10 protein-coding genes are annotated in these 11,010 nt (G+C 69.2%); 5 read left to right on the top strand and 5 right to left on the bottom strand.

Features of this window, described 5'->3' with window-relative positions; translation table 11 throughout:
• Positions 1-11: 11 nt before the first annotated feature.
• Together nirD and E0504_RS46850 are read left to right on the top strand one after the other, a co-directional pair.
• A complete protein-coding gene (gene nirD, locus E0504_RS46855; RefSeq protein ID WP_165938853.1) occupies positions 12-395 on the top strand; it encodes a nitrite reductase small subunit NirD in 384 nt (127 codons plus the stop codon).
• Positions 392-1,543, top strand: coding sequence for a uroporphyrinogen-III synthase (locus tag E0504_RS46850; RefSeq protein ID WP_131627736.1), 1,152 nt, complete (start codon positions 392-394; stop codon positions 1,541-1,543). The genes nirD and E0504_RS46850 overlap by 4 nt, the downstream gene beginning before the upstream one ends.
• Positions 1,544-1,591: 48 nt before the next feature.
• On the opposite strand, the gene E0504_RS46845 is transcribed toward E0504_RS46850, so the two are convergent.
• From E0504_RS46845 to E0504_RS46835, 3 genes are all read right to left on the bottom strand, one after another.
• Entirely contained in the window at positions 1,592-2,986 is a 1,395-nt protein-coding gene (locus E0504_RS46845; protein WP_112107608.1) for a NarK/NasA family nitrate transporter, read from the bottom strand.
• Positions 2,987-3,146: 160 nt separating this feature from the next.
• Positions 3,147-3,959 carry a sugar phosphate isomerase/epimerase gene (locus E0504_RS46840; RefSeq protein ID WP_112107609.1) on the bottom strand — a complete coding sequence of 271 codons (813 nt, stop codon included), beginning with the start codon at positions 3,957-3,959 and terminating at the stop codon, positions 3,147-3,149.
• A 111-nt stretch (positions 3,960-4,070) separates the two neighbouring features.
• On the bottom strand, positions 4,071-5,105 hold the full coding sequence (locus E0504_RS46835) for a zinc-binding dehydrogenase (RefSeq protein ID WP_112107610.1): 1,035 nt from the start codon (positions 5,103-5,105) through the stop codon (positions 4,071-4,073).
• Positions 5,106-5,207: 102 nt separating this feature from the next.
• Between E0504_RS46835 and E0504_RS46830 the strand changes: the two genes are divergently transcribed.
• Positions 5,208-5,909 (top strand): TetR/AcrR family transcriptional regulator, encoded by a 702-nt coding sequence (locus E0504_RS46830; protein ID WP_112107611.1) that lies wholly within the window; start codon positions 5,208-5,210, stop codon positions 5,907-5,909.
• A gap of 208 nt (positions 5,910-6,117) precedes the next feature.
• Here E0504_RS46830 and E0504_RS46825 read toward each other — a convergent pair whose 3' ends face one another.
• Positions 6,118-6,990, bottom strand: a complete 873-nt coding sequence (locus tag E0504_RS46825; RefSeq protein WP_112107612.1) for a hypothetical protein — start codon at positions 6,988-6,990, stop codon at positions 6,118-6,120.
• Between the two features lie 546 nt (positions 6,991-7,536).
• Here E0504_RS46825 and E0504_RS46820 point away from each other — a divergent pair.
• The gene (locus tag E0504_RS46820) at positions 7,537-8,838 is read left to right on the top strand and encodes a diacylglycerol kinase family protein (protein WP_112107613.1); all 1,302 of its coding nucleotides are present in this window, start codon (positions 7,537-7,539) and stop codon (positions 8,836-8,838) included.
• Positions 8,839-8,890: 52 nt separating this feature from the next.
• On the opposite strand, the gene E0504_RS46815 is transcribed toward E0504_RS46820, so the two are convergent.
• The gene (locus E0504_RS46815) at positions 8,891-10,273 is read right to left on the bottom strand and encodes a hypothetical protein (RefSeq protein WP_131627734.1); all 1,383 of its coding nucleotides are present in this window, start codon (positions 10,271-10,273) and stop codon (positions 8,891-8,893) included.
• Between the two features lie 256 nt (positions 10,274-10,529).
• Here E0504_RS46815 and E0504_RS46810 point away from each other — a divergent pair, with 256 nt between their 5' ends.
• Positions 10,530-10,877 carry a carboxymuconolactone decarboxylase family protein gene (locus E0504_RS46810; protein ID WP_071064698.1) on the top strand — a complete coding sequence of 116 codons (348 nt, stop codon included), beginning with the start codon at positions 10,530-10,532 and terminating at the stop codon, positions 10,875-10,877.
• Positions 10,878-11,010: the final 133 nt, after the last annotated feature.

The raw sequence follows: 11,010 nt of genomic DNA, 5'->3' as shown, positions 1-11,010 counted from the left end.
CCGTGGAGGCCATGGAGGCCGTGGAGGCCGCGAAGGCCGTGGAGACCGACGTGTGGGACAGCGTCTGCGGCTCCCGCGACCTCCCCGTCGAGCGGGGCGTCGCCGCTCTGCTCGGTGACGTCCAGGTCGCGATCTTCCGGACCTACGACGGCGCGCTCTTCGCCGTCGGCAACCAGGATCCGTTCACCGGAGCCTTCGTGCTCTCCCGGGGCATCGTGGGCTCCCGGGGAGAGACTCCCACTGTCGCCTCCCCACTTCACAAGCAGGTCTTCGACCTGCGCACTGGTCGCTGCCTCGACTCGGACGGCGTCGTCATCCCGACCTACCCGGTGCGGGAACGTGACGGTTACGTGGAGGTCCACGTCGGGACGGAAGCCGGGCGAGCGTCACGGTGACCGACTCCGGCCCGGTGACGGCGCCCGTCGAGCCGCTCGCCGGTTACACGGTCGCGCTCACCGCGGCGCGCCGGCGTGAGGAGTTCGGCGCGGCTCTGGAGCGACGCGGCGCCAAGGTCGTCTACGCCCCCGCGATACGCATCGTGCCGCTCGCGGACGACGCCCGGCTGCGGGAGGCCACCGAACGCTGCATCGCCGCACCCGTGGACGTCGTCGTCGCCACCACCGGAATCGGCTTCCGGGGCTGGGTCGACGCGGCCGAGACGTGGGGTCTCGCCGACCGGCTGGTCGCGGCGTTCGAGTCGGCGGACCTGCTGGCACGCGGGCCGAAGGCGCGCGGTGCGATCCGGGCGACCGGGCTGCGTGAGGCGTGGTCACCCGAGTCGGAGTCATCCTCCGAGGTCATGTCACACCTGACCGCCCACGGCGGCCTGGACGGCAAGCGGATCGCGGTGCAGCTGCACGGCGAGCCACTGCCGGACATGCTCCAGACGCTGCGCGCGGCCGGCGCCGAGGTCATCGAGATTCCCGTCTACCGGTGGGTCCCGGCGCAGGACATGGCTCCCGTCCGCCGCGTGGTGGAGTGCGTCGCGGCACGGTCGCTGGACGCGGTCGCGTTCACGAGCGCGCCCGCCGCCGCGAGCTTCCTGCAGACAGCCGACGAGATGGCGCTGCGATCCGCCGTCGTGGAGGCGATGCGCGGCCCGGTTGTCGCCGCCTGCGTCGGCCCGGTGACGGCCGCTCCCCTCGGGCGGGCTGGGATTCCGTGCGTGATCCCGTCGCGGGGACGTCTGGGCGCGCTTGTCCGGGAGATCGTGGAGCAGGTGCCCATCCGGCGTGGCCTGCGACTGCGCGTCGGCGAGCGCGCGCTGGACGTCCGCGGCCACGCCGTGGCCGTCGACGGTGTGCTCGTCGCGCTGCCCGCCGCCTCGATGACCCTGCTGCGCGCCCTGGCGGCCAGGCCTGGCTATGTCGTCTCCCGGGCGGACCTGCTCAACCTGACCGGCACGACCGACGAGCACGCGCTCGAGGTCGCCGTGGGCCGCCTGCGTACGTCGCTCGGCGACCCCGCCCTCATCCGGACCGTGGTGAAGCGCGGATACCGGCTCGACTGTGAGCCGGTATCCGCCTCCTCCGGGTGCCTCTAGGCCGTCTCGGCGTCCAGGTTGTCCCGGTGTCCAGGCCATCCCGGTGTCTCAGATGCCGGCGGCGCGATTCTCGGACGGACGGACATAGACGGCCCAGGTGACCGCGAGGCAGAGTGCGTAGAAGGCGATGAAGCCGACGTAGGCCGCGTCGCCGTTGCCGCTGCTCAGGAACGACTGGCGGAACGCGATGTTGACGAGCACACCGCCGAAGGCGCCGATCGCGCCGGCAATGCCGATCACGGCGTTCGCGATGCGCCGCGCCTCCTGGTCTCCGCCCATGCGTAGCCGGAACACCGCCGGGATCATCTTGTAGACCGAGCCGTTGCCGATCCCGCTGAAGACGAACAGCGCCATGAACCCGACGAGGAACAGCGGCAGCGAGCCCTGTTCCGAGGCGACGAGCACGACGATGCCGGCCGCCGCCATCGCGGCGAAGTTCCACAGCGTCGTCCGCGCACCGCCGAGGCGGTCGGCCAGCCAGCCGCCGACCGGGCGGACGAGCGAGCCGGTCAGCGGCCCGAGGAACGTCAGATACATGACCTTCACCGGGTCGACCCTGCCCGTTGCCGTGGAGAGGAAATGGGAGCCGAACTCGTTGGACAGCACCTGCCCGAACGCGAAGCCGAAGCCGATGAACGAGCCGAACGTCCCGATGTAGAGCAGCGAGATCAGCCAGGTGTGCACGTCGGCACAGGCGTCGCGCATCGCCCGCTTCTCGTTCCGCACGTTGGTGATGTTGTCCTGTAGCAGCGCGGCCGCCGCGATCGCGATCACCACCAACGGCAGGTAGATCGCGACCAGGACCCGCGGATGATCCTTCCCCGCGGTCGCGATGACGAGCAATCCGATCAACTGGACAGTCGCGACCCCGATGTTGCCCCCGCCGGCGTTGAGCCCGAGCGCCGCGCCCTTGAGCCGTTGCGGAAAGAAGGAGTTGATGTTGGTCATGGACGAGGCGAAGTTCCCGCCCCCGACGCCGGCCAGTGCGGCCAGGATCAGCAGCGTCGCGTAGCTCGTCCCGGGCTTCAACGCGATCCCGGTGGCGATCAGTGGGACGAGCAGAAGCGCTGCCGAGATGACCGTCCAGTTGCGTCCGCCGAACTTCGCGACGGCGAACGTGTACGGCAGCCGCACAGCGGAACCGATCGCGGTCGGCACTATCGTCAACATGAACTTCTCGGCGGCGGCCTGCTTCGGGTCAGCGGAGATCCCGTAATTCGGGCCGAGGAACAGCACGAACACCGACCACAGTGACCAGATCGAGAACCCGATGTGCTCGGAGAACACCGACACGAGCAGGTTGCGCCTGGCGACCGCCCGGCCTCCTCCGTCCCAGAACCGCTCGTCCTCGGGACGCCAGTCCTCCAGCCATCGCCCCCGGATCAGTCCACCAGTCGACGGTGCGGTGGTGGCAGTCGGAATCGGATCCAACGTCGTGGTCATCGTTCCTCCGGTCGGCTGCGTAGTCCGGTTACCGTGATGACCCTAGGAACCGCGGATTGCCTGGGCGTTCGCGTGCGGGGGCGACGTCGCAACGGATCCCACACCGTGCGCGGTAGCGGCTGGTGAGGTTCAGCCGGGGCTGGTTGGCGGCCAGAACGAACTACAGCCGGGCCAGGAGGCCGCGAGTCGCCTCGACGCACCGGGCGAGCCGGTCATGGGGGCTGACGCCGGCTTCTGCCTGTGAGCGAACCGGTACCTCGAGTCCGATCACCCGGTCGCGGGGCAGCGCCGTGAGCAGGTCGAGCAACGGCAGCTCACCCGTGCCCGGCACCATCCGCTCGAACATCGCCTCCGTCATGTAGTCGGAGGTGGCGGGAACCAGCGGCGCGTCGCTGAGCTGGATGTAGCCGACGATGTCGGAGTCCAGTGCCGCGATGTCGTCGGGAGTGGAACCGGACCGGATGATGTGCATCGTGTCGATGAGGAGACGGAAGTCCGGCCGCCCGACCTGGCGGATGGCGTGGAGCGCCGTCGGTAGATCTCCGATTGTCAGGCCCGGGCCCGGCTCGATGGTCGTCTCCATACCGAACGACGCCGCCAGCTCGGCGAGAAGTCCGAACTGCTGCACGCTGCGGTCCGGATCGGGATCGAGGGAGACGGTGTTGACTCGTCGGACACCCAGCTCCGCCATAAGCTCAAGATCGGGAACCCGGTCGCGGACATCGGAGCCCGCGCGGACGTTCATACCCTCGCCGAGCGAGATGGAGATGTCGCGGTCACGCATCGCCGCGATCATGTTCCGTCGCAGCGGGGCGTCCTCGCGTAACGAGAAGGGAGGGTAGCCCAGTGAGCTGTACGGATTGGATTCCAGGCCGGTGGAAATGTGCCGGCAGCCGAGGTCGGCGGCCAGGGAGACGAAGTCCACCGGTGGCATTCCGAAGACGCTGAGAAACTCGATACCCAAGCTTTCCATCGGTTTCGCCTTCTTTCTGTGGTGGCAGGGCTCTGCCGTGCCGGAGCCGACGGCGTCGCGGGGGCGGCGCGGGTCGCGGGATATCTCGACAGGGACGTGCGTGGCTGTCGCTCAGGCCACCTGGAGGGAAACGCGTACCGCGTCCTGGCCGGGCACGCGTCGATCGGCCAGCGCCAGCGCGTCTTCGAACTGTTCCAGCGGGAACGACGCGCCGTGGAGCACGCCGGTGGGCACCTTCCCCTCGTTGATCATTGTGCAGGCGCCGGCCAGGTCGAGGCCGCCGCCGGGCGCGATGGTCAGGTGACGCAGCGGGATCTGACTGACGTCGAATCCGTCGAGAAGCCGGTCCTTCATCCCGGCCGCGACGATCGTGGCGCCGGTCCGGGCGATCCGCATGGCGGTCTTCAGCGTCACCGGGTTGCCTGACGCGGCGTCGAGGACGACGTCCGCCATCGCTCCACCGGTGATCTCGGCGACGCGGGCGACCACGTCCTCGTTCTCCACATCGATGGCGTGATCCGCGCCGACCTTGAGCGCGGTGTCGAGTCGGAGCCGGTCGCCGGCCAGCCCGGTCACGATGATCGTTCCGGCGCCGGCCGCGCGGGCGCCGACGATCGCGGCCAGCCCCATGTGGCCAGGGCCCTCCACCACCAGAGTCTGGCCGGGCTGCACGGACCGGATCCAGGTGATCGCGTTGGTCAGGCACTCGTAGACCGTCAACTCGGTCGCCGGCAGGTCGTCGCGAAGCCGGTGGACCTCCGAGCCGGGCACGAGCTCCATGTAGTCGGCATAGCCGCCGAAGAGTCCGGATCCCTCATCAAGAGGAAAGTCGAACCCGTAAACCCTGCTCCCGGTTGGTCCACGCACCACTGAACGGACCCCGACCCGGTCGCCTTCCCGGACGCCGAACTGCGCCTGCGCCTCCGGTGTGATCTCGTCGATCCGACCGACGATCTCGTGACCGGGAACGGCGGGGAACACCCCACCCGACGGCACCGGCGCGTGCCCCCTGAACTGGTCGACATCGCTGTGACAGATGCCGACCGCCTCGACCCGCAGCACCGCGCATCCCGGCCTTAACGCCGGCTTCGGGACCTCTCGAAGCTCCCAGGTCTCGTCACCCTTGAACACGATCGCACGTGGCACGTCAACGTCTCCTCGCAACGAAGTGAGCTTCATAGTTATCTGTCAGCCGACAGGCAAGTCAATACTTGACAGTCGACTGACAGATTCATAAAGTGACGGACCGTGACGGCGGCCAACGGGGCGAGGCGGACCCAGGCGGAGCGGCGCGCGGCCTCCGAGGAGGCGGTGCTGCGGGCCGCCGCCGAGCTGATCGCGGAGCGTGGGCTCGAGCGCGCGTCACTGCGCAGCATCGGCGCCCGCGCCGGGATCAGCCGTGCGATGCCCGCCTATCACTTCGGGTCGAAGGACGTCCTGATCACCCGGCTCGCCGAGCGGGCGCACGAACGGACGCTGGAGGCGACCAGGGAGGCGCTCAGGCAGGCGCACCAACGCATCGACGAGCTCTCCAGCCTCGAGGTGCTGCGGGCGACCATCGAGACCTACCTCCAGGTCTTCACCACAGCGGATTCCCCGGAGGAGCGCGCCGTCGTCGTCCTGTGGGGTGCGACCTTTCCCGCGGAGTCACCGCTACCGACCGTCCTCGAGGCGGACCGGCAGACGCACGAGCAGCTCGCCGACACGATCCGCGCCGGCCAGCGGGACGGATCGATCCGGGACGACATCGACGCCGACGCCGGCGCCACCATGATCACGGGAATGGCCCGCGGTGTCGCCGCGCTCTCGCTCACCCAACCCGGCACCGCCGACCTGGAGCTGGTGCGGACCCTCTGCGGTGAAGCCATCACCGCCGTACTCGGCACCCGCGGCGAAACCTCCTCCCCAGTCAAGGGACCAGTAGGGGCGCCAGACCGAGCTCAGCATTGAACGGTGCATCATCCACGGCGGCACGAGCGTGCTCACAACGCTGCGAGCATCGACTCGGCTCGCGGGTGAGGCATGCCGTCCGGAGGCGCGTTCATATGCTCGCAGAACCCTGAACCCACAGGTGCGCGCGGCCGGGTCACCACGGGACCGGGATCGAACCCGTGGTGACCCCGGCGGCGGAATCGTCGCTGCGCGCCGGGGCCCTCGTTCACCGTGGCGACGTCGCCCGTCGCAGAACGCGCACCGGCAGCGACGCGTGGCCGGATGCCCAGACGTGTCGTTCTTCGTAGGACCACGCGTAGGTCGGGTTGCCGTCCCGTATGAGGCCGCGTAGCCCGGGAAGACCGAGTTCCAGTGCGGACCACTCGTACAACTGCTGAAGCCGCGGCTGGATCACGCCGTAGTCGAGTATCCGCCCGAGACCATGCTCATCCGCGAGGTAAACCTGCAGATCCGCGTCGGGTGGGTAGCGGTCGGGAAGGACCCGGCCGAGCGAGAGGAATATTCCCGCCATCCCGAGCCGCGGATCCCCAAGGGCCCGGCCCAGGACAGCGAGCCGGCCCAGCGACAGCCGCGGCGCCGCGACCAGCGCGTGCGCATACAGAACACGGAGCAGGACGACGTTGAGAAAGAAGCGCTCGGTCGTTGACTCCAACTCGGCGAGATCACGGTTGTCCAGGTAGGCGGAGACGATGCTCGCGTTGTGGGCGCGGTACCAGCTCCAGGAGGTCGGTGCACTGATGAACGCCGACCACAGGTCGATCGCCGGCGAGGACTGCTCCCCCCGCAGGCCACCCGAGCGCGCCATGGCCTCACAACCGTCGCGCAGCAGCCGGTCATTGACCTCCCGCCACCACCGGCTCCCTGGAGGGTCTGCGTCCGGAGGATTGAGCACCCCCCGCTCGATCTGCCAGTACATGAACGACATCGCCGCTCTCCGGAAAGGCAGGTGTCGCGGCGCGCGCCCGACCGGTCCGTGATAGGTGCGTGACAGAAGCGCCATCCGCCCCCGGGGGTGATCGCGCACCCCCGCGACCTGAGTCGCCGCCCACTCCGCGGCAGTTCCCGCCATTGGTCGCATCCCGGAAACCTCTCCCCGTCCGCGGTATGAGATGGCTGGAACATCTCCACGCAGGGTCAGTATGACTGGTCTGCCACAGAAACCCGACGACAAGTCCTTCCGGTCCGTCGACGCGGCCGGAGTGTCGCCGTCTCGCGTGAGCGGGCTGGACCGCCCGGCTGGCAGCAGACATCCGCTCCTGATCGAGTTGCCCACGATAGTTTCGGCTGGGATGATGGAGATAAAGCCGCGAGAGGTTGGTGGGAAACGGGATGGCAGGTTACTTCCGGGCTTGTGACCAGTCGATGTTCGGCGCCTTCCGGGACATGCTTTCCGTCTTTCTGTGGGCCGGTGTTTCCTTTTATGCTCTCGCCGATCTTCTCCGTGGCCGGGAACTGGTTGGGTGGTTGAGGACGGGGTGGCTTTCTTCCTGGTGAACACCGAGAGCTGGGTGGTGCGCGCCGTCAGGAGGACCTGATCGCGGCGGTGCTGTCATGAAGCGCGGAAGGATGGGAAATCGTGCGTTCCGGGATGGTTCGCCGGTCGGGGCGGCGTGCGGGAGCACCGGTGTCCCGATCCCGGCGGGCGGCGGCTTCAGTGGCGTTGGTGAGCTTCACCGCGGCGGTCGCGGTCATTGTCGCCCGGCTGATCGACCGGCCGATTGCCCTGCCGGTTTCGGTCGCCGCTGTGACGATCGCGTTGGTAGCGGGCTGGACGGCGCTGGTCGGACGGGGGCTGCGCCGCCTGAGCGCGGCTGTCGTGGCGGCCTTCGCGCTCGGCGGCCTGATCGTCTTCGCGGGGGTGGTCGGCCTGACCACCGTGCTGGTCACCGTGTGCCTGCTCGTCACGTCGGGAACCGCGGCGCGCGGAGCCTTCGGGTGGCACCGGCCGAAAGGGATCATGGTTGGAGCCGCCCGCCGCGGTGTCCTGCTGGTGAACCCGCGCTCCGGGGGCGGCGCCGCCGACCGCCACAATCTCGCCCAGGAGGCCGCCCGGCGCGGGATCGCGGTCGTGACCCTCACGCCAGGCGCTGATCTGCGCTCCCTCGCCGAGGACGTCGCCGACCGCGGAGCCGACGTGGTGGGCATGGCGGGTGGCGATGGTTCGCAGGCGGTCGTCGCCGACGTGGCGCGGCGGCGCGGGATGGCCTTCGTCTGTGTCCCAGCCGGTACTCGTAACCACTTCGCCCTTGACCTCGGCCTCGATCGGAAGGATGTCGCGGGGGCGCTCGACGCGTTCGACCTGGCTGTCGAGCAGCGCGTTGACCTCGGTCAGCTCGGTGACCGCGTGTTCGTCAACAACGTCTCGTTGGGCGTCTACGCCGAGATCGTGCAGTCCGACAGCTACCGTGACGCCAAGGTGGGAACGGCGGCCGCGAGGCTGCCTGACCTTCTGGGCCTGGACCGCGCTCCGCCGGATCTTCGCTTCACCGGCCCGGACGGTCGCGCCGGATCGACCGCGGACGTTCTGCTCGTGTCCAACAACGCCTACCAACTGCACAGCCTTGGTGGTTTCGGCACCCGGCCCCGGCTCGACGGCGGCCGGCTTGGCATGGTGGCATTGCGCGTCGATCGCGCCCGCGACCTACCCGTACTCGTCGCGCTCGAGTCCGTGGGTGCCATCAGCCGGTTCCGTGGTTTCCACCAGTGGACCAGCCCCACGATGCGGGTCGACTCCGCGCGACCGGTCAGCGTCGGCGTGGACGGGGAGGCGCTGTGCCTGCCGCCACCGCTGGAGCTGCGCTCGCTTCCGGCGGCTGTGCGCGTTCGGATTCCGCTGCACGCGCCCGGGGTCCCGACCGTGCGGCCGGGTGTCTGGGAGATGTTCCCCGCGCTGATCCGCATCGCGGGCGGCCGGTCGCCGGCATGAGCCCCGCCCATGCGGCCTCGGCGTGGGTTGACAGCCGACCCGGTCATCGTTCTCAGGGCTTCGTCTGCCCGATCGGAGCGGCCGGCGGCGCCGCGGCGCCATCGGAGGGCCTGCCGTCGGGGCTCGGTGTGGCGGCGGCGGCAACGACACTCAGCGCGGCCAGGGCGACGACGACTATCAGCAGGACGAGGGCGACCGATGACGGGGTCGGAGAGTTCCACAACGCCAGGGCCAGAGCCCCTGCCCCGATGACGATCCCGCTGGTGAGGCGGCGGTGCCTGTCCAACAAGCGTCCCGGGCCGCCGGTGCGCAGACCCACGCGGGCTATGGCCCGACCGGTGGCGCCGGTGGCGTGGGCGGCACCGGAGCGGATGGCGCGTGCGCCGCGTCCCGGCCCGTAGAGATATCCGGCGACCACGATGATGACGGCTATGGTCAGCCCGGTGAGCGCGCTGTTCCGCAGGAAACGGACGAGAGTGTCGTAGATGGCTGCTGCCGCATCCCGAGGCTGGGCGTCGGGCGGGACGGAGTCCAGATAGATCTGGCGTGTGACAGCCAGCCCCACCAGCAGCACGACCATCATCACGCCGATCCCGATGCCCGCGGCCATGAGCCCGGCGCGGTGCGAGGGCGCCAGCCACACGCCCAGCGCGGCGAGTGCCACAACGGCAACCGGCAGCCAGAGACCGAGGATGCCGAGCAGACGCATGACATCCCGAGCCCTGGTCAGTTTGTCGGTCTGCAGCAGCACGATCTGCCGGTCGACGTCGGGAATCTTGCCGGCCTTCTCGAAGCCGGCGTCGACCAGCCGATTCTGCACACTGTCGACGATCGGGCCGATGTCCAACACGATCGTGTCGTCCTTCGCCTGGACCGCGCGACCTCCCTCACCGGTGAGGACCTTCACCACTGCGGCGTGTGCCCGGCGGTTCGCATTTTCCCATACCTGGGGGAACTGGTCACTGGTGACCACCCCCTGAACCACCTGATGAACCGCGCTGGTCAGAGCGGCCTTGAGCGCGCCGGCCAGCGCGTCGGTGTGGTCCACGACAATGGGGGGAGCACCGGTTTTTGCGACGGCGTCGGCGAGCGACGCGGCGACCTGATCGGCGTTGACGTTACTGACGACCCGGTTGGTCAGACGGTCGATCACCATGTTCTGCACCGCGGGATCGGTGGCAAGCGGGGCGACGGTCTCCACGTACCGGTCAGTGTCGGAGACCGTCGTGTCTGCCCAGGCGGCAACCACGCCGAGTGGCGCCAGCAGAGCGGCTACCAGGAGCAGGACGGACGCCCCGGCGGTCCGTAGCCGGTCGTGCCGCACCGTTGCCGCGCTGCGCAGCCGCTCGTACTCCGCACGCTCCCCGACGGACAGGGGGCGCCCGCCGTCCGAACGCGCGGGGCCGTCGACGTCGCGGCCAGCATTTTCGACCATGGCGCAGTTCCTCCCGCTTTTGCCTGCGAGGCCGCCATCACGGTCCCGCGCCGCGCCCTTCCCGGAGAGGAGTGAAGCAGAAATCTGTCTGCAGGCGAGCCGGGGATGTGGCGCCGCGAAATTCTGGAAAAATGTCGAAATTCGGCTTCGTCGCCTTGATCTGTCGGCGTTGCATGTTTGCGGCTTGCCGGTCCCGGGCAACCAATCATAGGAAAATATCGTTGAGATGCAATCGGTCAGAACAAAGGAGAGAACAATGGCGACACAGGCTCCTGAGCGGACGCTCGGCGCGATCGCGCAGGGCGATGCGCCGGTTTTCGAAGAGATCGTGCAGATGCACTTGAACACACTCGAGCGGTCAGGCCTGGACGAGCGCACCTACCATCTCGTGCGCTTGGCGGCGCTTATCGCCCTGGACTCGGCGCCCGTCTCCTACCTGATGAATCTCGCCGCTGCCAAGGAGGCAGGCCTCACCGCCGCCGACGCGCAGGGTGTGACCACCGCCATCGCACCGATCGTCGGAAGTGCCCGGGTCGTGTCGGCAGCGGGGAACGTCCTGCGCGCGCTCGGCCTGGACGAGATCCTGAACGAGAACCCGGCGTAGCGGGAACCTGGTAGAGCGGTCCGGGCCGGTCGGGACTACGGTCGGGCGAGCACCGGCACGACCCTCGACGCCGGCTCCGCCGCCGACGTCGCCTCCGACCGGCCCGCCGATACGGTGTGAGGTAGAGCATGGC

This window comes from Parafrankia sp. BMG5.11, from assembly GCF_004337455.1.
The sequence above is the reverse complement of the archived record's forward strand: the minus strand, read 5'-3'. Positions and strand labels throughout refer to the sequence as shown.

Bases quoted from the DNA above. Each gene is read 5' to 3' on its own strand.
- nirD (WP_165938853.1), top strand. From the start codon at position 12: ATGGAGGCCGTGGAGGCCGCGAAGGCCGTGGAGACCGACGTGTGGGAC.
- E0504_RS46845 (WP_112107608.1), bottom strand. From the start codon at position 2,986: ATGACCACGACGTTGGATCCGATTCCGACTGCCACCACCGCACCGTCG.
- E0504_RS46840 (WP_112107609.1), bottom strand. From the start codon at position 3,959: ATGGAAAGCTTGGGTATCGAGTTTCTCAGCGTCTTCGGAATGCCACCG.
- E0504_RS46825 (WP_112107612.1), bottom strand. From the start codon at position 6,990: ATGCGACCAATGGCGGGAACTGCCGCGGAGTGGGCGGCGACTCAGGTC.
- E0504_RS46815 (WP_131627734.1), bottom strand. From the start codon at position 10,273: ATGGTCGAAAATGCTGGCCGCGACGTCGACGGCCCCGCGCGTTCGGAC.
- E0504_RS46810 (WP_071064698.1), top strand. From the start codon at position 10,530: ATGGCGACACAGGCTCCTGAGCGGACGCTCGGCGCGATCGCGCAGGGC.